20 protein-coding genes are annotated in these 23,701 nt (G+C 66.3%); 6 read left to right on the top strand and 14 right to left on the bottom strand.

Annotation, left to right across the window (positions count from 1 at the left end; all coding sequences use genetic code 11):
• Positions 1 to 18: 18 nt before the first annotated feature.
• Genes ubiB through ubiE form a run of 3 tightly spaced genes read right to left on the bottom strand, consistent with a single transcriptional unit; the run spans position 19 to position 2,998 of the window.
• On the bottom strand, positions 19 to 1,614 hold the full coding sequence (ubiB, locus tag HSX14_RS28285; protein ID WP_173171135.1) for a ubiquinone biosynthesis regulatory protein kinase UbiB: 1,596 nt from the start codon (positions 1,612 to 1,614) through the stop codon (positions 19 to 21).
• Complete coding sequence (locus HSX14_RS28280; protein WP_173171136.1) at positions 1,611 to 2,228, bottom strand: ubiquinone biosynthesis accessory factor UbiJ; 618 nt, start codon at positions 2,226 to 2,228, stop codon at positions 1,611 to 1,613. Before HSX14_RS28280 ends, ubiB begins: the two co-directional genes overlap by 4 nt.
• Positions 2,228 to 2,998 carry a bifunctional demethylmenaquinone methyltransferase/2-methoxy-6-polyprenyl-1,4-benzoquinol methylase UbiE gene (gene ubiE / locus HSX14_RS28275; protein ID WP_111262836.1) on the bottom strand — a complete coding sequence of 257 codons (771 nt, stop codon included), beginning with the start codon at positions 2,996 to 2,998 and terminating at the stop codon, positions 2,228 to 2,230. Before ubiE ends, HSX14_RS28280 begins: the two co-directional genes overlap by 1 nt.
• Positions 2,999 to 3,140: 142 nt before the next feature.
• Here ubiE and HSX14_RS28270 point away from each other — a divergent pair, with 142 nt between their 5' ends.
• The 3 genes from HSX14_RS28270 to HSX14_RS28260 all read left to right on the top strand — a co-directional run bounded on the left by HSX14_RS28270 (position 3,141) and on the right by HSX14_RS28260 (position 4,979).
• Complete coding sequence (locus HSX14_RS28270) at positions 3,141 to 3,416, top strand: polyhydroxyalkanoic acid system family protein (protein WP_173171138.1); 276 nt, start codon at positions 3,141 to 3,143, stop codon at positions 3,414 to 3,416.
• Positions 3,417 to 3,616: 200 nt separating this feature from the next.
• On the top strand, positions 3,617 to 4,057 hold the full coding sequence (locus HSX14_RS28265; RefSeq protein ID WP_111262815.1) for a phasin family protein: 441 nt from the start codon (positions 3,617 to 3,619) through the stop codon (positions 4,055 to 4,057).
• A 10-nt stretch (positions 4,058 to 4,067) separates the two neighbouring features.
• Positions 4,068 to 4,979 (top strand): phasin family protein, encoded by a 912-nt coding sequence (locus HSX14_RS28260; protein ID WP_173171140.1) that lies wholly within the window; start codon positions 4,068 to 4,070, stop codon positions 4,977 to 4,979.
• Positions 4,980 to 5,025: 46 nt separating this feature from the next.
• Here the strand turns inward: HSX14_RS28260 and HSX14_RS28255 are convergent, their stop codons facing one another.
• From HSX14_RS28255 to HSX14_RS28210, 10 genes are all read right to left on the bottom strand, one after another.
• Positions 5,026 to 5,640, bottom strand: a complete 615-nt coding sequence (locus HSX14_RS28255; protein ID WP_111262817.1) for a TetR/AcrR family transcriptional regulator — start codon at positions 5,638 to 5,640, stop codon at positions 5,026 to 5,028.
• A 61-nt stretch (positions 5,641 to 5,701) separates the two neighbouring features.
• Positions 5,702 to 7,384: a class II poly(R)-hydroxyalkanoic acid synthase gene (phaC, locus tag HSX14_RS28250; RefSeq protein WP_173171142.1), complete on the bottom strand. Its 1,683-nt coding sequence runs from the start codon at positions 7,382 to 7,384 to the stop codon at positions 5,702 to 5,704.
• A 184-nt stretch (positions 7,385 to 7,568) separates the two neighbouring features.
• Entirely contained in the window at positions 7,569 to 8,426 is an 858-nt protein-coding gene (gene phaZ, locus HSX14_RS28245; protein WP_173171144.1) for a poly(3-hydroxyalkanoate) depolymerase, read from the bottom strand.
• A gap of 152 nt (positions 8,427 to 8,578) precedes the next feature.
• The gene (locus HSX14_RS28240; RefSeq protein ID WP_173171146.1) at positions 8,579 to 10,120 is read right to left on the bottom strand and encodes an alpha/beta fold hydrolase; all 1,542 of its coding nucleotides are present in this window, start codon (positions 10,118 to 10,120) and stop codon (positions 8,579 to 8,581) included.
• A gap of 291 nt (positions 10,121 to 10,411) precedes the next feature.
• Positions 10,412 to 10,783 (bottom strand): gamma-butyrobetaine hydroxylase family protein, encoded by a 372-nt coding sequence (locus HSX14_RS28235; protein WP_173171148.1) that lies wholly within the window; start codon positions 10,781 to 10,783, stop codon positions 10,412 to 10,414.
• Positions 10,784 to 10,863: 80 nt separating this feature from the next.
• On the bottom strand, positions 10,864 to 12,201 hold the full coding sequence (hslU, locus tag HSX14_RS28230) for an ATP-dependent protease ATPase subunit HslU (RefSeq protein ID WP_173171150.1): 1,338 nt from the start codon (positions 12,199 to 12,201) through the stop codon (positions 10,864 to 10,866).
• Between the two features lie 26 nt (positions 12,202 to 12,227).
• Entirely contained in the window at positions 12,228 to 12,758 is a 531-nt protein-coding gene (gene hslV, locus HSX14_RS28225) for an ATP-dependent protease subunit HslV (protein WP_173171153.1), read from the bottom strand.
• 96 nt (positions 12,759 to 12,854) lie between these two features.
• On the bottom strand, positions 12,855 to 13,553 hold the full coding sequence (locus tag HSX14_RS28220) for an SPOR domain-containing protein (protein WP_173171154.1): 699 nt from the start codon (positions 13,551 to 13,553) through the stop codon (positions 12,855 to 12,857).
• Between the two features lie 6 nt (positions 13,554 to 13,559).
• Positions 13,560 to 15,299, bottom strand: coding sequence for an arginine--tRNA ligase (argS, locus tag HSX14_RS28215; protein WP_173171156.1), 1,740 nt, complete (start codon positions 15,297 to 15,299; stop codon positions 13,560 to 13,562).
• A 147-nt stretch (positions 15,300 to 15,446) separates the two neighbouring features.
• Positions 15,447 to 17,666 (bottom strand): primosomal protein N', encoded by a 2,220-nt coding sequence (locus HSX14_RS28210; protein WP_173171158.1) that lies wholly within the window; start codon positions 17,664 to 17,666, stop codon positions 15,447 to 15,449.
• Between the two features lie 162 nt (positions 17,667 to 17,828).
• Between HSX14_RS28210 and rpmE the strand changes: the two genes are divergently transcribed.
• The 3 genes from rpmE (at position 17,829) to HSX14_RS28195 (ending at position 21,062) form a co-directional block, all read left to right on the top strand.
• Positions 17,829 to 18,041: a 50S ribosomal protein L31 gene (gene rpmE / locus HSX14_RS28205; protein WP_111262825.1), complete on the top strand. Its 213-nt coding sequence runs from the start codon at positions 17,829 to 17,831 to the stop codon at positions 18,039 to 18,041.
• Between the two features lie 198 nt (positions 18,042 to 18,239).
• On the top strand, positions 18,240 to 19,694 hold the full coding sequence (locus HSX14_RS28200) for a M48 family metalloprotease (RefSeq protein ID WP_173171160.1): 1,455 nt from the start codon (positions 18,240 to 18,242) through the stop codon (positions 19,692 to 19,694).
• Between the two features lie 99 nt (positions 19,695 to 19,793).
• Complete coding sequence (locus tag HSX14_RS28195) at positions 19,794 to 21,062, top strand: malic enzyme-like NAD(P)-binding protein (RefSeq protein ID WP_173171162.1); 1,269 nt, start codon at positions 19,794 to 19,796, stop codon at positions 21,060 to 21,062.
• Positions 21,063 to 21,175: 113 nt separating this feature from the next.
• On the opposite strand, the gene HSX14_RS28190 is transcribed toward HSX14_RS28195, so the two are convergent.
• Positions 21,176 to 23,596, bottom strand: coding sequence for a penicillin-binding protein 1A (locus tag HSX14_RS28190; RefSeq protein ID WP_173171700.1), 2,421 nt, complete (start codon positions 23,594 to 23,596; stop codon positions 21,176 to 21,178).
• Positions 23,597 to 23,701: the final 105 nt, after the last annotated feature.

The raw sequence follows: 23,701 nt of genomic DNA, 5'->3' as shown, positions 1-23,701 counted from the left end.
GCGCCGGCGCAGGCTTGGCTATCGGCGCAATACCAGATACAGACCACCGGCCAGCATCAGCCAGGCGGGCCAGGCCGCCGCATGCTGCTCCAGGCCGAGGGTGGCGGCGCCCACCAGCAGGGCGGCGCCGATCAGGCGCAGGGCCAGGCCGTCGCGGGGCTTGTGCCAGGGTGGCGGCGGATCGGCGGCATGGGGCTGGCTCATGCGTTCCAGCAGGTCGCGGGTCATGTTGGCCAGGTGCGGCACCTGCTCGACCTGGGATTGCAGGTTGTGCAGCAGGCTCCTGGGACTGATGCGCTCGCGCATCCAGCGCTCCAGGTAGGGCTGGGCGGTGCTCCAGAGGTCGAGGTCCGGGTACAGCTGGCGACCGAGGCCTTCGATGTTGAGCAGGGTCTTTTGCAGCAGCACCAGTTGCGGCTGCACTTCCATGTTGAAGCGGCGCGCGGTCTGGAACAGGCGCAGCAGCAGCTGGCCGAATGAGATGTCCTTGAGCGGCTTCTCGAAGATCGGCTCGCAGACGGTGCGGATGGCCGCCTCGAAATCGTTGACCCGGGTCTCGGCGGGCACCCAGCCGGAGTCGATGTGCAGCTGGGCGACGCGGCGGTAGTCGCGCTTGAAGAAGGCGATCAGGTTGCGTGCCAGGTAGTCCTGGTCCTCTGGGGTGAGGCTGCCGATGATGCCGCAGTCGATGGCGATGTACTGCGGGTTCCAGGGCTGGCGGTTGCTGACGAAGATGTTGCCGGGGTGCATGTCGGCGTGGAAGAAGCTGTCGCGGAACACCTGGGTGAAGAAGATCTCCACGCCGCGTTCGGCCAGCAGCTTGAGGTCGGTGCGCTGGTCGGCGAGGGTCGCCAGGTCGGTGACCGGGACGCCGTAGATGCGCTCCATCACCAGCACCTTGGGGCGGCACCAGTCCCAGTACACCTGGGGCACGTAGAGCAGGGGCGAGCCTTCGAAGTTGCGGCGCAGCTGGCTGGCGTTGGCCGCCTCGCGGAGCAGGTCGAGTTCGTCGTAGATGGTCTTCTCGTAGTCGCTGACCACCTCCACCGGGCGCAGGCGGCGGGCGTCGCTGGACAGGCGCTCGGCGACGCGGGCGAGGATGAACAGCCAGGCGAGGTCCTGGCGGATGATCGGCCGCAGGTTGGGGCGGATCACCTTGACCACGACTTCCTCGCCGCTTTTCAGCTGCGCGGCGTGGACCTGGGCCACCGAGGCGGAGGCCAGCGGGGCGACGTCGAAGCGGGCGAAGACCTCGCTGACGCGGGCGCCGAGCTGCTCCTCGATGCGTGCCACGGCCTGCGCGGGGTCGAAGGGCGGGACCTGGTCCTGCAGGCGTGCCAGCTCGTCGGCGATGTCCGGCGGCAGCAGGTCGCGGCGGGTGGACAGCAACTGGCCGAACTTGATGAAGATCGGGCCGAGGCCTTCCAGCGCCAGGCGCAGGCGCGCGCCGCGGGAGAGCTCCAGGCGCTTGCGCGGGAGCCAGCGCCAGGGCAGCAGGTAGCTCAGGGCGCGCAGCCACCAGGGCAGCGGCAGGTCGAAGACCAGGTCATCGAGGCGGTAGCGGATGACCACACTCTGGATGCGCAGCAGACGGCGGACGGCGAGCAGCTTCATGCGTTGGGTTTGCTTTTCTGGGTCAGGCGCCCGATGCGGGCGTCGAGGCGGTCGAGGTCGACCTTGAGGCGGTCCAGTTCGGCGAAGCGGGCATCCGCCTCACGTTGGCCGACCAGTGTGCGCGACTCCTCCGCCAGGTAGTCGGCGAGGTTCAGGCGCAGGCTGTCGAGGCTCTGTGCGGTCCAGTCGACCCGGCTGCGGACGTGCGCGCCGAGCAGTTGGCTGGCGACCGGGCCGAGCCAGCGGGACAGTTCGTACTCCCAGTCCAGTTCGAGGTCCTGGAGGATGCCGGCGAGCTCCATGAGCGCGGCGCTGTCGCCGTCCAGCTCGACTTCCGGGCGGTGCAGGACGGCGGTCTTCTCGCGGCTGAGGGCCAGGCGCAGGAGGCTGGCGGCCGGCGCGCGCAGGCGGCAATCGGCCGGGGCGGCCCAGTTCGCGGCCAGTTGCAGGCCGTCGCCCCCGGGGAGGATGAACAGCTGCAGGGCGGGGGCCAGGCAGTCGATCTCGATCACCTTGCCTTCGAGGCGCGACAGGCGTGGCAACGCGGTGCCGTCGAGCCTGAGGACGCGGTTGATGCCGTGTTCGACGCCGGCGAGCAGGGCCTGGGTTAGCATCAGGGCTTGATGCCGCGGTGCAGGGCGACGATGCCGCCGGTCATGTTGTGGTAGGTGGCGCGTTCGAAGCCGGCCTCCACCATCATGGCCTTGAGGGTTTCCTGGTCGGGGTGCATGCGGATCGACTCGGCCAGGTAGCGGTAGCTCTCGGAGTCGTTGGTGATCAGCTTGCCCATCAGCGGCAAGAGGCTGAAGGAGTAGGCGTCATAGGCCTTGGACAGCAGGCCGCTGGTGGGCTTGGAGAACTCCAGTACCAGCAGGCGGCCACCGGGCTTGAGCACGCGCAGCATGGAGCGCAGGGCGGCGTCCTTGTGGGTGACGTTGCGCAGGCCGAAGGCGATGGTGACGACATCGAAATGGTTGTCGGGGAAGGGCAGCTGCTCGGCGTCGGCCTGGACGAAGCTGACGTTGCCGGCGACGCCGCTGTCCAGCAGCTTGTCGCGGCCGACCTTGAGCATCGAGGCGTTGATGTCGGCCAGTACCACCTCGCCGGTCGGGCCGACCAGGCGCGAGAACTGGCGGGTGAGATCGCCCGTGCCGCCGGCGATGTCGAGCACGCGGTTGCCCGGACGCACGCCGGAGAGCTCGATGGTGAAGCGCTTCCACAGCCGATGGACGCCGCCGGACATCAGGTCGTTCATCAGGTCGTACTTGGCGGCCACGGAATGGAACACCTCGGCGACCTTGTCGGCCTTCTGGCTCTCGGGAACGCTCTGGTAGCCGAAGTGGGTGGTGGGTTCGGCATCGCTGCCTTTGCGCGGATCGTTCATGTCGCTGCCCCGGAAGAAATTGGCGGCCATTTTAGGCGCGGTTGCCCTGCTTTGTCTTGGCCCCGAACGGTGCCGGTTCGCCAGGGCCCAGGGCCGGCCTGCTATAGTCGCGCGACCATAAGTCGCAGTCAGGAGTTGGCCCATGGCCCGCATCAATGTCGAACGTTCCCACAGCCTGGGTCGCACCGCTGTCAGGGCCAAGGCCGAGCAGCTCGCCGAGCGCCTCGCCCGCGAGTACGACGTGCGCTACCAGTGGCGTGGCGACACCCTGGAGTTCAAGCGCAGCGGTGCCGACGGGCAGATCGAGGTCAGCGACGACAAGGTCAACGTCGAGGTGAAGCTGGGCCTGTTGCTCTCGACCATGAGCGGCAGCATCAAGCGCGAGATCGAGAAGGCGCTGGACGAGTACCTGGTCTGAGTGGTCCAGCGGCATCCCCGCTCCGTCGGGGATGCCGGTTCCGGCGGGGCCGCAACGGCTTCGCCATGACGGGCTCCACGGGGCGCCCCGGCCGACCGGACCCTACCCGCGGCTAGTATGCGGTTTCTAATTTTCCTCGCTAACGTGCACCCCAAGCCCTGAGAAAGGGCGAGTCCTCCATTATCCGAGTGAGGTGCACCATGGCCAAAGCAGCCGTCGTCAAGAAGAAAGTCGAAGCAAGCAAGACCACCGTCCTTTCCGATGTCCGTCTCTATGCCCGCAAGATCTGGCTGGCCGGCCTGGGTGCCTACGCCAAGGCCGGGCAGGAGGGCGCCGACTACCTGCGTGACCTGGTGAAGGCCGGCGAGGGTGTCGAGAAGCAGGGCCGCAAGGCCGTCGATGCGCGCGTCGAAGCCGCCAACAGCCAGATCGATTCGGTGAAGGGCAGCGTGAAGGGCTCGGTCACCGGCGTGAAGGAAAAGGTCGAAGTGCAGCTCGACAAGATCGAAAAGGCGTTCGACAACCGTGTCGCCGTCGCCCTCAATCGCCTGGGTATTCCCTCGCGACAGGACGTTGAGGCACTCTCTGCTAAGCTTGATGAGCTGAGCGCGTTGCTCGAGCACGTCGCGCGAACCAAATAAGGAGAGCAGGATGGCTGGTAAGAAAAAAACCACGAAAGAAACCAACTCCTGGATCGGCGAGATCGAGAAATACTCGCGCCAGATCTGGCTGGCTGGCTTGGGGGCCTACTCGAAGGTCAGCAACGACGGCACCAAGCTGTTCGATGCGCTGGTCAAGGACGGTGAGAAGGCTGAAAAACAGGCCAAGACCGAAGTCGACAAGCAGGTCGATGCGGTCAAGTCCCGCGTTGGTTCACGCGTCGGCTCCGCCAAGTCCAAGGTCGATGAGGTCAAGGACAAGGCGATCGGCAAGTGGAGCGAGCTGGAAGAGGCGTTCGACAAGCGCCTGAACAGTGCCATCTCCCGTCTCGGCGTACCCAGCCGTAACGAAGTGAAGGACCTGAACAGCAAGGTCGACAGCCTGACCCGTCAGATCGAGAAGCTCACCGGCGTCTCCGCCAAGTCGGTCAAGCCTGCCGCCAAGGCAGCAGCGAAACCCGCCGCCAAGCCGGCTGCGAAGACCGCTGCGGCCAAACCGGCTGCCAAGCCCGCCGCCAAACCGGCAGCCAAGCCGGCCGCGAAGGCCGCTGCGAAGCCTGCAGCGAAGACCGCCGCCGCCAAACCGGCAGCCAAGGCCGCCGCCAAGCCTGCTGCGAAGCCGGCCGCGAAACCCGCTGCGAAGGCAGCAGCCAAACCTGCGGCGAAGCCGGCGGCGGCCAAGCCCGCAGCCGCTGCCAAGCCTGCAGCTGCGGCCAAGCCTGCGGCGAAGCCCGCTGCCAAACCTGCTGCGAAGAAGCCTGCGGTGAAGAAAGCCGCTGCGCCGAAACCGGCAGCCGCCAAGCCGGCGACCCCGGCCGCGACCCCGGCTCCGGCCGCTGCACCGAGCACCCCGGCCGCCACTCCGGCACCGGCCGCTCCGGCGAGCACGCCAAGCCAGTCCTGATCTCCAGGGACCACAGACGCCCGGCCTTGCGCCGGGCGTTTGCGTTTCAGGCTTCCAGGTAGCGCCGTGCCATGCGTTCGGCGGCCTGGCGTGATTCGTCCTGCAGGTGCGGGGCCACCAGCATCATGATCTGGTACACCACCAGGCGTACTTCCCCTTCGTTGCCGAGGATGCGCTGGTAGTCGAGTGAGAACAGCAGGGTCAGGGTGATCTGCTCGACCAGCTGGCCGAGGGATTCGGTATCGCTGACCAGTCGTTCCCGCGCCTTGAGCCGTGCCAGCAGCGAGGCCAGGGTGCGCTTGAGGGCATTCAGCCAGCTGCGCATGCCACGGGCCAGCTTGGGCAGCCGCCCGGCGAGGTTGGACAGGTCCTGGAAGAGGAAGCGGTACTGCGCCAGGCGCTCGACGATCAGGTGCAGGAACAGCCAGTAGTCCTCGACGCCGAGCTCCACGTCCTCGGGTGGGTCGAGCAGGGGCGCGAGCTCATCCTGGAAGCGCTCCAGCAGCGCCATCACCAGGGGTTCCTTGCCGTGGAAGTGGTAGTAGAGGTTGCCCGGGCTGATGCCCAGTTCGGTGGCGATTTCAAGGGTGGTGACGTTGGGCTCGCCCTCGCGGTTGAACAGCATCAGGGCGCATTCGAGTATCCGGTCTCGGGTCTTCATCCAGTCTTCTTGTCGTCGTTGCATGCGGCCGGCCGGGTGCGCCCCGGCCTGCCGAACGTCTTCAGCGCACGTGCACGTATGTGCCGGGTGCTGCCTCCATGGGTGGGTGGGCCTGGTTGCCGAGGGCGACCAGGGTCTCGCGCTGCTCCCCCGAGCGCGCCTGTATCCAGCTCAGCCACTCGGGCCACCAGCTGCCCTGGACGTTCTTCGCGTCGTAGTACCAGGCGCGGTGGTCGGAGCTGAGCTTGCCGTTCTCCAGGTAGTTGGCCTTGGGGTTGCCCGGCGGGTTGAGGATGCTCTGGATGTGCCCGCTGTTGGACAGCACGAAGCGGCTCTCGCCACCGAGCAGGCGCGCGGAGCGATAGACCGCGTCCCAGGGGGTGATGTGGTCGTTGATGCCGGCGACGCTGAAGCTGTCCACCGTGACCTTCTGCAGGTCGATCGGGGTGCCGCAGATTTCCAGCGCACCGCCCCGGGTGAGCGGGTTGTGCTTGAAGAAGTCCAGCAGGTCGCCATGCAGCGCGGCGGGCAGGCGGGTGTTGTCGTTGTTCCAGTAGAGGATGTCGAAGGCCGGTGGCTGGCGGCCCAGCAGGTAGTTGTTGACGAAGTAGTTCCACACCAGGTCGTTGGGACGCATCCAGGCGAAGATCTTGGCCATGTCGCGGCCATCCAGCACGCCGTGCTGGTAGGAGCGGCGCTTGGCCGCTTCCAGGGTCTGCTCGTCGGCGAAGAGTGCGGCGGGGCTGTCGACCTGGCTGTCCAGCAGGCTCACCAGGTAGCTGGCGCTGCTGACCTTGCGCAGCTGGCGCTTGGCCTGGAGGTGGCCCTGCAGGGCGGCGATGGTCAGGCCCCCGGCACAGGCCCCCATCAGGTTGACGTCCTTGCTGCCGGTTATGGCGCGGGCCACGTCGACCGCCTGCTCCAGCGCTTGCACGTAAGTGGACAGGCCCCATTCGCGGTGGCGGGCATCGGGGTTGCGCCAGCTGACCATGAACACCTGCAGGCCGTTCTTCAGCGCGTACTGGACGAAGCTCTTCTCCGGCGAGAGGTCGAAGATGTAGAACTTGTTGATCTGCGGGGGAACGATCAGCAGGGGCTTGAGGTACTGCTTCTCGCTCATCGGCTTGTACTGGATCAGCTCCAGCAGCTCGTTGCGGTAGATCACCGAGCCGGAGGTGGTGGCCAGGTTGCGACCGATCTCGAAGGCGTGCTTGCTGACCTGGCTGGGCATGGCGTTGTTGTTCAGCAGGTCGTCGAACAGGTGGCGCACGCCGTTGATCAGGCTCAGGCCGCCGGTGTTGAACAGCTCCTTGACCGCCAGAGGATTGAGCAGGCTGTTGGACGGCGCCATGGCGTCGCTGACCAGTGCCAGGACGAAGCGCGCGCGGGCACGGTCGTCGTCGCTGAGGTCACTGTCCTCGACCCAGGCGTAGAGCTGTTTCTGCCAGGCCAGGTAGGCCTGCAGGCCGCGACGGTAGAACGGGTTGTGGCTCCAGGAGGGATCGGCGAAGCGTGCGTCCTGGGGATTGGGCTTGTGCGGGGTGTCGCCCATCAGCACGCGGCCGAGCTGCCCGCCGAAGGCGAGCACGTGCCGGGCGCTGTGCACGGGGTGCTTGAGCCCCTGCAGGGCCAGGGTGCGGACGGTGGAGGCCAGGTCCTTGCCTCGCAAGCCGACGATCGCGCTCTGCGCGTTCATGTAGTTAGCGGGGACCGGCAAGGCACCCGACACCTGTTTCTCTCGCATGGGGGCAACACTCCGTAATCAATCCGTCGTCAAGGAGGGTTAGGCAAGGCTCGTACCACTGAGCGCAATAGGTGCATTCCAGACTACTGCGCTGGAAATTCAAGTTCGTTACAACGCGCTCCCGGAGGGGCGAATGCGGTGCCTCCGCCCCATCATGGAGCGGAGCCACCGGCGCGCCTGGGCTTCAGGGGGTGCGCAGTTGCATGGGCTGCGGATGGATGACTGCCCGCTGACGCTCTTGGGCGAGGAACTTCATGATGATCGGCGCCACCGTCTCCGCGCGGGTCACGAGGAACAGGTGGCCGTCGTCGATGACATGGAGTTCCGAGTTGGGGATGCGCCAGGCGAGCATGCGCATGTTCACCAGCGGGATGATCGGGTCGTCGTCGCCGGCCAGGACCAGGGTCGGTTGGCGGATGCGATGCAGCCAGTGGATGCTGGTCCAGCCGAGGCCGGCGAACAGCTGCCAGTAGTACCCGAGCTTGCCCGAGGAGCGCACCTTGCTGGCGTGGGCCATGGCCAGGGTCGGGTCGCGCCGGAAGGCGCCGCCGTAGATGTCCGGGGCGATGTGCACGCCGTAGGACGGCTGGATGTAGCGTCGCGGGCTGGCCATGCGCCAGAGCACCTTGGGCTTGCCGGGCACCATGATCGCGCCGGCCGAGGTGGCGGCGAGGATCAGCTTCTTGCAGCGCTCGGGGTAGTCGTGCGCGAACTGCTGCGCCAGGGCGCCGCCCCAGGACACGCCGATGGCGTTGACCTGGCCGTAGTTCAGGTAGTCGAGCATGCGTGCGGCGAGCTTGGCCAGGCCGGGGAAGCGATAGGGCTTGCTCGGGGTGGACGAGCCGCCGACACCGGGGACGTCGAAGGCGATCACCTCCTGGTCCGGGTCGAGCGCCTGGACGAAGGGGAACACCAGTTCGAGGTTGGCACCGATGCCGTTGAAGATCAGCAGCGGCGTCAGGTGGTCCTTGCCGGGCCTGACGGCGGTGCGGATGGTCTGGCCATCGAGGTCGATGGTGCGGAAGACGAAAGGTTGCGGCATGCGCTGGCCCCTATGGATTGAAACGACGGGAGGCGCCCGCGAGGGGCCTCCCTGTAGCGCCAGGCCAAGCCTGGTTCAGGCCGCCGCCGGTCTTGGCGGTGGGCCTGGTCGGCACGTCCGGGTGCCAGGGCAGCAATGCGCGAGCCGCGCGATCAACGTTCGTGGACATAGGTCCCGGGCGATGCCTCGCCGGCCGGGTACGCCTTGTTGCCGAGGGTGAAGCTGGCCTTCTTGGTCTTGCCCGAGCGCTCCGCCAGCCAGGTCTGCCAGTACAGCCACCAGGAATCGGCGTGCTTGGTGGCGTTCTCCTGCCATTCCTTCGGGTCCACCGGCATTTCGCTGTTGGTCGAGAAGCGCGCCTTGGGGTTGCCCGGGGGGTTGAGGATGCTCTGGATGTGCCCGCTGTTGGACAGCACGAACTCGCATTTGCCGCCCAGCAGGCGGGCGGAGCGGTAGCAGGCTTCCCAGGGGGTGATGTGGTCGGTGGTGCCGGCTACGCAGAAGAAGTCGCAGGTGACCTTCTTCAGGTCGATCGGGGTGCCACAGACCTCCAGTGCATCGGGGCGGGTCAGCGGGTTGGTCTTGAACATCTCCACCAGCTCGCCGTGGAAGGCGGCGGGCAGGCGCGTGGTGTCGTTGTTCCAGTAGAGGATGTCGAACACCGGCGGCTCGTTGCCGAGCAGGTAGTTGTTCACCCAGTAGTTCCAGATCAGGTCGTTGGGGCGCATCCAGGCGAAGACCTTGGCCATGTCCTTGCCTTCGAGCACGCCGGACTGGTACGAGCGGCGCTTGGCGGCTTCCAGGGTGGTTTCGTCGGCGAACAGCGCGACCTGGGTGTCGAGGTTGAAGTCGAGCACGCTGACCAGTTGGGTGAAGGCGTGCACCTTGTGCTCGCCGATCGCCTGGTAGTGGCCCAGGAGGGCGACGGTGGTGATGCCGCCGGAGCAGGCACCGAGCATGTTGAGGTCCTTGGCGCCGGTGATCTTCAGCACCACCTCGATGGTTTCCTTGAGCGCTTCGATGTAGGTCGACAGGCCCCACTCGCGCTGGGCCTTGGTCGGGTTGCGCCAGCTGACGATGAAGGTCTGGATGCCGTTGCGCAGGTTGAAGCGCGCCAGGCTCTTCTCCTGGGACAGGTCGAAGACGTAGAACTTGTTGATCTGCGGTGGCACCACCAGCAGTGGGCGCTCGTGCACCTGCTCGGTGATGGGCTTGTACTGGATCAGTTCCAGCACGTCGTTGCGGAACACCACCGCCCCTTCGGTGGTGGCGAGGTTCTTGCCGACCTCGAAGGCGTCCATGGCTTCGGTCATCAGGTTGATCACGAAGTGGCCGCGGCTGGTGTCGGATGCGGACAGGTCGCTGTGCTCGATCCACTGGTGCAGTTCCTTGCGCCAGGCGAGGTAGGTCTGCAGGTAGCGCTTGTAGAGGGGGTTCTGGCTCCAGGCCGGGTCAGCGAAGCGACGGTCGTCGGCTTCGGGTTGCAAGGCGGAGGAGCCGAGCAGGACGTTCTTCAGCTCGACCCCGAAATGGGCGACGTGCTTGGCACTGTGGAAGGGCTGCTTGATGGCCTGCAGCATGACCATGCGCGCGGAGGTCAGCAGATCCTTACCACGGATGCCGATCACCGGGTTCAGGCCCAGGGTGTTCTCCGAGGCTTGTCGCTGCAGGTCTTCATTGTTCTTGTTGCTCATCTACGACGCTCCATTGTCCAGAGGCGGATACCGGGTGACTGCTGTACGGGACAGTTAAGCGTGCCTGGTACTGCTCGGGTTACCGGGGGTGCGAAGAGAACTTCGCCGATTTCTATGAACCTGTGGTTGCCAAATGCATGGAACCTGCCAGTTCTTGGTTACCCGAGTTTGTGGATTTGCGCAAGCTGGCCCGGGGACGGGCGCGCGCGGAGGGAGTATGTCGCGGGGTTCTAGAAAATGCGCTCTAACCTTGTGCGGCCTGGCCAGAAGGGGGCTGGCCGGTGCACCGGATCAGAGCATCAGGCGGACGACGCTTTCGTCGGGATCGCGTGAGCGGCCGGCGGCTGCAAGCTGCTCCAGGTAGTCCTTCCAGAGTTCGTCCTGGCGGGTGGCGAGCTCGAAGAGGTAATCCCAGGTGAAGAGGCCGCTGTCGTGGCCATCGTCGAAGACCAGTTTCAGGGCATAGTTGCCCGCCGGTTCGACACCGGTGAGCGCGACCCGCGACTTGCCGTACTGCAGGATCGGCTTGCCGTGGCCCTGCACCTCGGCCGACGGCGAATGCACCCGCAGGAATTCGGCGGGCAGGCTGTAGCGCGCATCGCCATAGCCCAGCACCAGGGTGCGGGAGGCTTTGTGCAATTCGATCGAAGTGGGGAGGCGCATAGCGATAGCTCCAAGCGGCAAGCTTCAAGCTGCAAGAGGCGTGGTGCTTGCCGCTTGCAGCTTGGGGCTTGAGGCTGCGGTCAGAGAATGTACCGCGACAGGTCTTCGTCCTTCGCCAGCTCGCCGAGGTGGCTGTTGACGTAGGCGGCGTCGATCAGGATCGGTTTCTCGTCGTGCTGGGCGGCCAGGTCGCCGGCGCTGAAGGAGACTTCCTCCAGCAGGCGCTCCAGCAGCGTGTGCAGGCGGCGGGCACCGATGTTCTCGGTCTTCTCGTTGACCTGCCAGGCGATCTCGGCCAGGCGCTTGATGCCTTCGGGCGCGAACTCGATGTTCAGGCCTTCGGTCTTCAGCAGCGCGCTGTACTGCTCGGTCAGCGAGGCATGCGGCTCGGTGAGGATGCGTTCGAAGTCCTCGGGCGAGAGTGCCTTGAGCTCGACGCGGATCGGCAGACGGCCCTGCAGTTCCGGCACCAGGTCGCTGGGCTTGGACAGGTGGAAGGCGCCGGAGGCGATGAACAGGATGTGGTCGGTCTTGACCATGCCCAGCTTGGTGTTGACGGTGCAGCCTTCGATCAGCGGCAGCAGGTCGCGCTGCACGCCCTCGCGGGAGACATCGGCGCCGCCGACGTTGCCGCGCTTGGCGACCTTGTCGATCTCGTCGATGAAGACGATGCCGTTCTGCTCCACCGCTTCCAGGGCGCGGGCCTTGAGTTCCTCTTCGTTGACCAGGCGCGCGGCTTCCTCGTCGCGCACCAGTTTCAGCGCTTCCTTGACCTTGAGCTTGCGGCTCTTGCGCTTGCCCTTGCCCATGTTAGAGAACAGATTCTGCAGTTGGCTGGTCATCTCCTCCATGCCGGGCGGGGCCATGATCTCGACGCCGGCGGGGCTTTCGGCCACTTCGATGTCGATCTCCTTGTCGTCCAGCTGGCCTTCGCGCAGGCGCTTGCGGAACAGCTGCCGGGTGTTGGAGTCCTCGCGCTGCGGCTCGTCGCCGAAGCCGTTGCGGGCCGGCGGCAGCAGGGCGTCGAGGATGCGGTCCTCGGCGGCGTCCTCGGCGCGGAAGCGCACCTTGTGCATCTCCTGCTCGCGCATCATCTTCACGGCGGCGTCGGCCAGGTCGCGGATGATCGATTCGACGTCTCGGCCCACATAACCCACCTCGGTGAACTTGGTGGCCTCGACCTTGAGGAAGGGCGCGTTGGCCAGCTTGGCCAGGCGGCGGGCGATCTCGGTCTTGCCGACGCCGGTCGGGCCGATCATCAGGATGTTCTTCGGCGTCACCTCGGCGCGCAGCTCGACCGGCAGCTGCATGCGCCGCCAGCGGTTGCGCAGGGCGATGGCCACGGCGCGCTTGGCGTCGTCCTGGCCGATGATGTGGCGGTTGAGTTCGTGGACGATCTCGCGGGGGGTCATGGACATGTACGGAAACTCCGGTCTGGACGGCCTCACTCGGCGGCGTCCAGCTCCTCGATGGTGAGGTTCTGGTTGGTGAACACGCAGATCGATCCGGCAATGTTCAGGGCGGTCTCGGTGATCTCGCGGGCGGACAGGTCGGTGCGCTGCAGCAGCGCGGTGGCCGCGGCCTGAGCGAAGCCGCCGCCGGAGCCCATGGCGATCAGGCCGTGCTCGGGTTCGACCACGTCGCCGTTGCCGGTGATGATCAGCGAGGCGTCCTTGTTGGCCACGGCGAGCATGGCCTCCAGGCGGCTGAGGGAGCGGTCGGTGCGCCAGTCCTTGGCCAGCTCGACGGCGGCACGGACGAGGTGGCCCTGGTGTTTTTCCAGCTGGCCTTCGAAGCGTTCGAACAGGGTGAAGGCATCTGCGGTGGCGCCGGCGAAGCCGGCCAGGACCTGGCCGTGATAGAGGCGGCGCACCTTCTTGGCGTTGCCCTTCATCACGGTATTGCCGAGGGAAACCTGGCCGTCGCCGCCCATGACGACTTTGCCGTTGCGGCGGACTGAAACGATGGTGGTCAAGGGGGGAGTCTCCACGCAGCGGGGCGAATTGCCCGAATGGAAACCCAGATGGGGGAGGCGGCGCGGCTTTTCAACCGCGCCCCTGCGATTAGCCGATCAGCGTACCTGCCGTTGTTGCAACAGGAGATTACCGAAGCCGCTGCCGGCCAGCTGTTTCTGCGCGCCGGCGAGTTGCTCGCGGCTGGCGAAGGGGCCGACGAGCACGCGGTACCAGGTTTCCTCGCGCACGGTGCCGGATTCCACCTGGACGTTCTGGCCCAGCAGGATGATCTGCGCGCGCACGCGGTCGGCGTCGTCCTTCTTGCGGAAGGAGCCGGCCTGCAGGAAGAACTGGGTCACCGGCGCCTTGGCCACGGTGGGCGGTGGTGGCGGCACCTGGCCGGCGAGGGCGGCCTCGGCGCGGGCGGCGTCGATCTTCGCCGCCTCCTCGGGCGTCACCGGCTGGGTGGGGGGCGTCGGCGGCGGGTCCTTGGGCAGGGCGTCCGGCGGCACGATGACCTCGGACTCCGGCAGCAGCGTGTAGAAGTCGTACTTGGGCTTGGCCGGTTCCGGTGTCGTCTGGGTTTGCGGCTGGCCACCCGTTTGCGGGCGCGGCGTCGGCTTGCCGTTCGCCGCCTGCTGCTCCGGCTTGGTGCGGCGGATGTCGTCGCGACCCGGCTCGAGCTTCATCAGCATGACCACGAAGCCGCCGATGACCAGGCCCATCACCAGCCAGACCCAGCCCGGCACCGGCTTCTTCGGCGGTGCCTGGTAGCGGCTGGCCCCGCGCTTGGGTGCTGCTTTCTTCTTCGCCATAGTCCGTTACATGCGTTCCAGGGTTTGCAGGCCGAGCAGCTCCAGGCCCTGCTTGAGGGTGCGGCCGGTCAGCGCGGCGAGGCGCAGGCGGCTCTGCTGGGTGGCTTCGTCCTCGGCGGCGAGGATCGGGCAGTTCTCGTAGAAGCTGGAGAACAGGCCGGCCAGGTCGTAGAGGTAGGTGCAGAGGATGTGCGGCACGCCCTTGGCGGCGACGTTGTTGAGGATGTCGGCGAACTGCGCCAGCTTGGCCGCCAGGGCCTGCTCCTGCTCGGCGGCGAGGACGATCTGCCCGCCGATCTCGTCGATGCCCTTGCCCAGCTTGCGGAATACGCTGGCGGTACGGGTGTAGGCATAGAGCAGGTAAGGCGCGGTGTTGCCCTCGAAGCTCAGCATCTGCTCGAAGTTGAAGCTGTAGTCGCTGGTGCGGTGCTTGGAGAGGTCGGCGTACTTGACGGCACCGATGCCGACGGCGCGGCCGATCTGGCGCAGCTCGGCCTCGTCCAGCTCCGGGTTCTTCTCCTTGACCAGGGCGTAGGCACGTTCCTCGGCCTCGTCGAGCAGGTCGATCAGCTTGATGGTGCCGCCGTCGCGGGTCTTGAAGGGCTTGCCGTCGGCGCCGTTCATGGTGCCGAAGCCCATGTGCTCCATCTCGAATTCGGGACGCACGAAGCCGGCCAGGCGCGCGGCGGCGAAGACCATCTGGAAGTGCAGGGCCTGGCGCTGGTCGACGAAGTAGAGGGCGCGGTCGGCCTTGAGCACGCCGCTGCGGTAGCGGGTGGCGGCGAGGTCGGTGGTGGCGTAGAGGTAGCCGCCGCCGGCCTTCTGCACGATCAGCGGCAGCGGATCGCCTTCGGCGTTCTTGAACTCGTCCATGAACACGCAGAGGGCGCCGTCGCTCTCGGTGAGCAGGCCCTTGGCGCGCAGGTCGGCGACCACGTTGGCGAGGTCGTCGTTGTAGGCGCTCTCGCCCTTCACGTCGGCCATGGTCAGCTTCACGCCGAGGCGGTCGTAGACGGCCTGACAGTGGCTGAGGGAGATGTCGTTGAAGCGGTTCCACAGGCGCAGGCACTCTTCGTCGCCGGCCTGCAGCTTGACCACCAGCTCGCGGGCGCGGTCGGCGAACTCGCTGGACTCGTCGAAGCGCTTCTTGGCGGCACGGTAGAAGCCTTCCAGGTCGGCCAGCTCGGCGTCGCTGCCCACCGGCTGCTCCTGCATGTAGGCCAGCAGCATGCCGAACTGGGTGCCCCAGTCGCCCACGTGGTTCTGGCGGATCACCTCGTCGCCGAGGAACTCCAGCACGCGGGCCACGCCGTCACCGATGATGGTGGAGCGCAGGTGGCCGACGTGCATCTCCTTGGCCAGGTTGGGGGCGGAGAGGTCGACCACCACGCGCTGGGCCGGGCCGGCCTTGCGCACGTTCAGCCGGGCGTCGGCCAGGGCGGCGTCGAGGCGCTGGGCCAGGGCCTGGGTGTTCTGGAAGAAGTTGAGGAAGCCGGGGCCGGCGATCTCCACCTTGCTCACCTGGTCGTCCTGGGGCAGGGCGGCGATCAGCTTCTCGGCCAGGTCGCGCGGCTTCAGGCCGGCCGGCTTGGCCAGCATCATGGCGATGTTGCTGGCGAAGTCGCCGTGGGTCTTGTCCTTGGTGTTCTCCACCTGGATGGTGGGAGCCAGGCCTTCGGGCAGCACGCCTTCGCTGGCGAGACGGGTCAGGGCTTGCTGGATCAGCTGGCGAATGGTGTCTTTCATGTTCTGCTCTCGGCCGGTGTGCGGCGGCGCCTGGGCGCTGGTTGAAAACTGGGCATTATCGGCGGGCTGAGCCCGCAGCTTCAAGCGCCAAGCGCCAGGCCGCGTGCTGGAACCCCCCTGTTGGAGGCCCTGGGGCGCGACCCGTCGCTAGAAAAGGTCGATCGGGTCGATATCCAGTGACCAGCGCACGGTGCGCCCGCCGGGCAGTTGCTCCAGGGTCAGGCTCCAGGGCGTCAGCAGGCGGTGCAGGCTCGCGCGGGCGTTGGCCTGGATCAGCAATTGCGCGCGGTGCTTGCCGGCGCGGCGCTCCATGGGGGCAGGCACCGGGCCGAGCAACTCGATGCCGGACAGACCCTGTTCTGCGAGCAAATGTTCCGCTTCGGCGCAGGCGGCATCGAGAAATTCCTCGGCCTGCCCCGGCTTGTGCGCCTCGGCGCGCAGCAGGGCCAGGTGGGCGAAGGGCGGCAGGCCGGCCGCGCGGCGCTCGGAGAGAGCCTGCTCGGCGAAGGCGAAGTAGCCCTCTTCGGTGAGCTGCACCAGCAGCGGGTGGTCGGCGAGGTGGGTCTGGATGATCACCCGGCCCGGCTCTTCCGCCCGGCCCGCGCGGCCCGCCACCTGCACGATGAGCTGGGCCATGCGCTCGCTGGCGCGGAAGTCGGCGGAGAACAGACCGCCGTCCGCATCGAGGATCGCGACCAGGGTGACGCGGGGGAAGTGGTGCCCCTTGGCGAGCATCTGGGTGCCCACGAGGATGCAGGGTTCGCCCTTGTTGATGGTGGCGAAGAGCTTGTTCATGGCGTCCTTGCGCGCGGTGCTGTCGCGATCGATGCGCAGCACGGGGACGTCTGGGAAGAGGATGTTCAGGCGCTCTTCCGCGCGCTCGGTGCCGGCGCCGACGGGACGCAGATCGACCTTGGCGCAGTCCGGGCAGGCGCGGGGCTGGCGCTGGGCGTGGCCGCAATGGTGGCAGCGCAGTTCGCCGGAGCGCTGGTGCAGGGTCATGCGCGCGTCGCAGCGCGGGCACTGGCTGATCCAGCCGCAGTCGTGGCACAGCAGGGTCGGGGCGAAGCCGCGGCGATTGAGGAACACCAGCACCTGCTGGCCGGCCTTGAGGGTCTGCTCGATGGCCTGTTGCAGCGGCCCGGAAATGCCGGAGTCGAGCGGCCGGCTCTTGATGTCCAGGCGCAGGAAGCGCGGCTGGCGGGCACCGCCGGCGCGCTGGGTCAGGCGCAACAGGCCGTAGCGGCCGGCGTGGGCGTTCTGCAGGCTTTCCAGCGACGGCGTGGCGGAGCCGAGGAGGATGGGGATGTTCTCCTGCCGCGCCCGCACCAGGGCCAGGTCGCGGGCGTGGTAGCGCAGGCCTTCCTGCTGCTTGTAGGAGGCGTCGTGTTCTTCGTCGATGATGATCAGGCCGGGGTTCTTCATCGGCGTGAACAGCGCGGAACGCGTGCCGATGATGATGTCGGCCTCGCCGTCGCGGGCGGCGAGCCAGGCGTCCAGGCGCTCGCGGTCGTTGACGGCGGAGTGCAGCAGGGCGATGCGGGCGTTGAAGCGCCGGGAGAAGCGTTCGAGCGTCTGCGGGCCGAGGTTGATCTCCGGGATCAGCACCAGGGCCTGCTTGCCGGCGGCGAGGGTTTCGCGGATCAGCTGCAGGTAGACCTCGGTCTTGCCGCTGCCGGTGACGCCGGCCAGGAGGAAGGCATTGAACTGGCCGAAGGTCGAGAACACGGCGTCGTAGGCGGCGCGCTGCTCGGCGTTGAGCGGCAGCTCGGCCTGCGCCAGCCAGTGCTCGTGGCGCGGCGCGGCCGTTCCACGGCGGGTCTCGATGTAGACCAGGCCCTTTTCCAGCAGCAGGTCGAGACTGTCCTTGTTCAGCTGCAACTGGCTGAGCAACTGGTGGGCAACGCCATGGGGGTGCTGGGCGAGGGTGGTCAGCGCCTGGCGCTGGCGCGGCGCGCGGGCCAGGCGCGGATCGTCGGCGCGAGCCCCTTCGCTGGCGTGCCAGAAACGCTCCTGGCGGGCTTCGGCGGGCTCGCCCTGGCGCAGCAGCACGGGCAGCGCCCAGCTGAGGGTGTCGCCGAGGCTGTGCTGGTAGTACTGGGCGGTCCACAGGCAGAGCTTGAACAGCTCGGCGGGCAGCGGGGGCTTCTGGTCGAGCAGCTCCAGGGCGGGGCGCAGCTTGTCGTCCGGCACCTCGCTATGCTCGGCCACTTCCACCAGTACGCCGATCACCTCGCGGCGGCCGAAGGGCACGCGCAGGCGCAAGCCGGGCTGCAGTTGCCTGGCCGGGACGCCGGCGGGCGCGCGGTAGTCGAACAGGCGGCGCAGGGGCGAGGGCAGGGCAAGGCGCAGGATGGCGTTGGGCACGGGGGTCTCCGATCGGGCGGGGCGATCCTAGCACGGCCGCACGTCGCCGGGCTCGGCAGCCGACTTGCGTGATGGCGCGGCTCTGGTATGATCCTGCGCCTGTTTCCGTGCGGTGCTCGACATAGGGTCGGGTGGCGGCACGCCAGACCTGAGGATCAAGCCATGAAACCGGAAATCCATCCCGAATACGTAGCGATCGAAGCTACCTGCAGCTGCGGTAACGTCATCAAGACCCGCTCCACCCTGGCCAAGAACATCAGCCTCGACGTGTGCTCCGAGTGCCACCCGTTCTACACCGGCAAGCAGAAGGTCCTGGACACCGGCGGCCGTATCGATCGCTTCAAGCAGCGTTTCGGTGTATTCGGCGCCAAGTAAGCGACCGAGTGACCGGGAAGGCTTCCACGAAGCCCTTCCAGCTGTACAGAGAAAGGCGCCCAATGGGCGCCTTTTTCGTTTCTGGCGTTCAGTCCTGGCGCGTCCGGGATGGCGATTGACCGGCTAGCCGGGGCGGCGTAAAAAGCCGCATAGCCCCGCAGGACGCAGTGGTTGCGCGAGCGGTCGCCGAGGTGATCCATGCCCGCTTTGCCGATTCTGCTGTTGTGCCTGCTGCTGTCCCTTCTCACCGGCTGTGCCGTCAACCCGGCTACCGGGGATCGCAATTTCGTGATGATGAGCGAAAGCCAGGAGCTCGACCTCGGCAGCCGCTACAACCAGCAGATCCAGAAGGAATTCCCCCGCTACGCCGATGATCGGCTGCAAGCCTATGTGCAGCGGGTGGGCGAGCGCGTGGCGCGGCACAGTCATCGTGCCAACCTCAACTACATCTTCACGGTGGTCGATTCGCCGGACATCAACGCCTTCGCCCTGCCGGGTGGCTACATCTATATACATCGCGGCCTGATGGCCTACCTGAACTCCGAAGCGGAGCTGGCGGCCGTGCTGGCACACGAGGTGGGGCACGTCACGGCTCGGCACAGCGTGCAGCAGCAGAGCCAGTCGCAGGCCTGGAACATACTCGGGCAGGCGGTCGCCATCGGTACCGGCGTCAGTGCGGCGGGCGACCTGACCAACGTGCTGGGTGGCGCGATGGTTCGGGGCTATGGCCGCGACATGGAGCTGCAGGCCGACGGACTCGGCGCGCAGTACCTGGCCCGCAGTGGCTATGACCCCCAGGCGATGATCGAGGTGGTCAAGGTGCTGAAGAACCAGGAGGCATTCGCGCGCGACGAAGCGAAGCGCAAGGGGCAGGAGGTGCCCGAGGCGGGCAGCTATCACGGCGTCTTCGATACCCACCCGGACAACGACACGCGCCTGCAGCAGGTGGTCGGGCCGGCACGCGCCCTGGCCGGCGGGCAGCAGGAGGTCAATCGCGAGGCTTACCTGAAGGCCATCGACGGCATGCCCTTCGGTGATTCGGCCGATACGGGCATCCGCCGGGGGCAGCAGTTCTATCACGTCGGACTGGACTTCACCCTGCGTTACCCCGACGGCTGGGAGCTGGTGAACCGCCCCGACGTGCTGATCGGCCATCCTCGTGATGAGCAGGCCTTCATCGCCATGCAGCTGGCGGAGCGCACACCGGGGCTGACGCCCTCCGAGTTGCTGCATCAGCGCGCCGGACGCCAGCGCCTGGTGATGGAGGAGACCTTCAGCCAGGACGGCATCGTCGGTGTGACGGCGGTGGTCCCCGGCAATTCCGCCCGACGTGTGGCTGTCGTCTTCAAAGGGGATCAGGCGTATCTGTTTATCGCCGGCATGAAGGGCAGGGCATCCCTGGAAACCGAAGATGCCCGGTTCCTTTCCGTCATTCACAGCTTCCGTGCCCTCAAGCCCGAGGAGAGGGCCCTGGCACAGCCGCCGAGGTTGCATCTGGTCCAGGTGAAGGCCGCGGAAACCGTAGCCGGCATCGTTCGCGCCAGTGGGTCGGCAGGGGATCAGGCGGAGCTGGAAAATCGTATCCGATTGATCAATAATTTGTATCCAATCGGCGAGCCCAAGGCCGGGGATTGGCTTAAAGTCGTACGTTAGAGGGCTTGACGTGGCGTGACTGAACAGTCTTGTAGGCCCCCGGTATCTTGCGTATCCTCGCCCGTCCGTCTGTCACAACAGTAAAAGCGGAATGCCAAAATGTCTGATCTGAAAACTGCCGCTCTCGAGTACCACGCCCAGCCCCGTCCCGGGAAACTCAGCGTCGAGCTGACCAAGCCGACCGCCACCGCCCGCGACCTGTCGCTGGCCTACAGCCCGGGTGTGGCCGAGCCCGTCCGCGAGATCGCCCGCGATCCGGAGCTGGCCTTCAAGTACACCGGCAAGGGCAACCTGGTGGCAGTGATCTCCGATGGCACCGCGATTCTCGGCCTCGGCAACCTCGGCCCGCTGGCCTCCAAGCCGGTCATGGAGGGCAAGGGCGTGCTGTTCAAGCGCTTCGCCGGTGTCGACGTGTTCGACATCGAGGTCGACGCCGAGAGCCCTCAGGCCTTCATCGATACCGTCAAGCGCATCTCCATCACCTTCGGTGGCATCAACCTTGAAGACATCAAGGCGCCCGAGTGCTTCGAGATCGAGCGCACCCTGATCGAACAGTGCGACATCCCGGTTTTCCACGATGACCAGCACGGCACCGCCATCGTGACCGCTGCCGGCATGCTCAACGCCCTGGAAATCGCCGGCAAGAGCCTGCCGGAAGCCAAGATCGTCTGCCTGGGCGCCGGCGCTGCGGCCATCTCCTGCATGAAGCTGCTGGTGAGCATGGGTGCGAAGGTCGAGAACATCTTCATGATCGACCGCAAGGGCGTCATCCATGCCGGCCGCGATGATCTGAACCAGTACAAGGCGGTCTTCGCCCACGAAACCTCCAAGCGCACCCTGTCGGATGCACTGGATGGCGCGGACGTGTTCGTCGGCCTGTCGGGCGCCAACCTGCTGAGCGCCGAAGACCTGAAGCGCATGGCGCCGAACCCGATCGTCTTCGCCTGCTCCAACCCGGACCCGGAAATCCAGCCGGAACTGGCACACGCGACCCGCAATGACGTGATCATGGCCACCGGCCGCTCGGACTATCCGAACCAGGTCAACAACGTGCTGGGCTTCCCCTTCATCTTCCGTGGTGCCCTGGACGTTCGCGCCACCCGCATCAACGAAGAGATGAAGATCGCTGCTGCCCTGGCCCTTCGCGACCTGGCCAAGGAGCCGGTGCCCAAGGATGTATGCGATGCATACGGCGTCGCGTCCCTCGAGTTCGGCCGTGAGTACATCATTCCGAAGCCCATGGACAAGCGCCTGATCACCGTGGTTTCCGATGCCGTGGCCAAGGCAGCCATCGAGTCCGGTGTCGCGACCCTGCCCTACCCGAAACACTATCCGCTGAAGTCGGTGGAAGACGTGTTCAACGGCTGATCGGCCTGGTCGATGAAGAACCCGCCTCACGGCGGGTTTTTTATTGGGCGCGATTTCCTTCGGGCAACAAAAAGCCCGCTGTCGAGGCGGGCTTCTTGTTGTCGTCGAGGCGATCAGAACAGATCGATGGGGGCAGCCTCGTCGGCGGGCAACGGGCTGCCCGGTGCACTCATGCCCGGATCGAATTCGCTCATGGGCGGCGGCGAATCTTCGCTCTTGAACAGTTCGAAGAAGGCGTTGGGCGTCCCCGGGGCCGCAGCGCGCCCGCTGAGCGGGTCGATGCGCAGGGTGAGCAGGCCTTCGGGCTCGTGCAGCACGTGCTCCGGCTTGTCCTTCAGGGCAGCGCTCATGTAGGTCATCCAGATGGGTAGGGCCACGGTGCCGCCGTATTCGTGGCGGCCCAGGCTTTCCGGCTGGTCGAAGCCGACCCAGACGGTGGTCACATAGTCCGCGTTGTAACCGGAGAACCAGCTGTCCTTGGATTCGTTGGTGGTGCCGGTCTTGCCGGCTATGTCGCCGCGCCCCATGGCCAGGGCGCGCCGGCCGGTTCCGCGCTTGATCACATCCTGCAGCATGCTGGTGAGGATGTAGGTGGTACGTGCATCGACGATGCGCTCGGCGACTGCGGGTTCCTGCTGCTCGGCGCCGGGAAGGCGGGTATCCGGCGCGGCGACGGCCTGGGCGACCTGCGTGTCAGGGGCGTCGTTCTTCGGCACGGTCGGCGGGTTGGCGGTGAAGATGACCTTGCCGTCGCGGCTCTCGATGCGTTCGATCAGGTAGGGCTGGATCTTGTATCCACCGTTGGCGAAGGTGCTCCAGCCGCTGGCGATCTCCATCGGCGTCAGGGTCGCGGTGCCCAGGGCCAGGGACAGGTTGCGCGGCAACTCCTGCTTGTTGAAGCCGAAGCGGCTCATGTAGTTCAGCGCGTACTCGATGCCCACCGCCTGGAGCAGGCGGATCGATACCAAGTTGCGCGACTTGTACAGCGCTTCGCGCAGGCGGATCGGGCCGAGGAAGGTGTTGTTGTCGTTCTTCGGGCGCCAGACCTTGTCCAGGTATTCGTCGACGAAGACGATCGGGGCGTCGTTCACCAGGCTGGCGGCGGTGAAGCCGTTATCCAGTGCTGCGCTGTAGAGGAACGGCTTGAAGCTGGAACCCGGCTGGCGCTTGGCCTGGACGGCGCGGTTGTAGTTGCTCTGCTCGAACGAGAAGCCGCCGACCAGGGAGCGGATTGCGCCGTTCTGCGGGTCCAGTGATACCAGGGCGCTTTGCGCCGCCGGTTGCTGGACGAACAGCAGCGTGCCGTCCGCCTGGCGCTGGACGCGGATCAGGTCGCCGACCTGTGCGACATCGGCGGGCTGCTGGGGGCGCGGACCGAGGCTGTTGGTGTTGAGGAAGGGGCGGGCCCATTTCATGCTGTCCCAGCCCACGGCTTCCTCCTTGCCGCTACGGGTGAGCACGAGGATGCCGCTCTTTTCTACCTGAGTGACGATCGCAGGCTCCAGGCCTCCGATGAACTTCTGCTTGGCCAGCTCCTGGGCCCAGCTCTCGCGGGTCATGCCGGGGAAGCGCGATTCCGGGCCTCGGTAGCCGTGGCGCTGGTCGTATTCGATCAGGCCGCTGCGCAGTGCATTGTTGGCTGCTTCCTGCAGGTCGCTCGGTACCGTGGTGGTGACGCGGAAGCCTTCGGTGTAGGCATCGCTGCCATAGCGGCCGACCATTTCGGCGCGGGCCATCTCGGCGACGTAGGGGGCGTTCACTTCCGGCGTCGGCACGTGGTAGCTGGCGTCGATCGGCTCGGCTATCGCCTGGTCGTAGCGGGCCTGGTCGATGCGGCCGAGCTTGTACATGCGGCCGAGGATCCAGTCGCGACGCTCCTTGCTGCGGGTCGGGTTGACCAGGGGGTTGAAGCGCGAAGGTGCCTTGGGCAGGCCGGCGATCATCGCCATCTGCGCCAGGCTGACGTCGCGGATGGACTTTCCATAGTAGACCTGGGCGGCGGCTTCGATGCCGTAGGCACGGTTGCCCAGGTAGATCTTGTTCACGTAGAGCTCGAGGATTTCATCCTTGCTGAGCTCTCGCTCGATCTGCAGGGCGAGAAGTATTTCATTGATCTTTCTGGAGAAACTTCTCTCGCTGGTGAGGAAGTAGTTCTTCGCCACCTGCATGGTGATGGTGCTGCCGCCGCTCTGAATATGACCGCTCTTCAATAATTGCGTGGCAGCGCGCACCAGGCTGGTGAGGTCGACGCCATAATGGTTGGCGAAGTTGTCATCCTCCGCAGCCAATAATGCCTGGATGAATTCCGGTGGTATGTCCGCGAAACGGATGGGCGCACGGCGCATTTCGCCGAACTCGGCGATGAGCTTGCCGTCGCTGCTGTACACGCGCAGCGGGATCTGCAGCTGGATGCTGCGCAGGGAATCGACAGAAGGAAGAGTCGGGCTAAGGTAGAGGTAAGCGCCGCTGAAACTGAGCAACAGCCCACAAAAAACGGCGACGCAGGACCACCAGAAAAACTTCAGCAGGCGTATCAAGGCTCTTGGATTTCCAGATAAAAGAATGAGTTAAGCGGAAGCAGATCTTAAAAGGGAAAAACTGTTCACATTATATGCGTTTTTTTTCCCGGGTAGCCATTT

The organism is Pseudomonas tohonis (genome assembly GCF_012767755.2).
GTDB classification, from domain to species: domain Bacteria; phylum Pseudomonadota; class Gammaproteobacteria; order Pseudomonadales; family Pseudomonadaceae; genus Metapseudomonas; species Metapseudomonas tohonis.
This window is presented reverse-complemented; position numbering and strand designations above follow the sequence as displayed.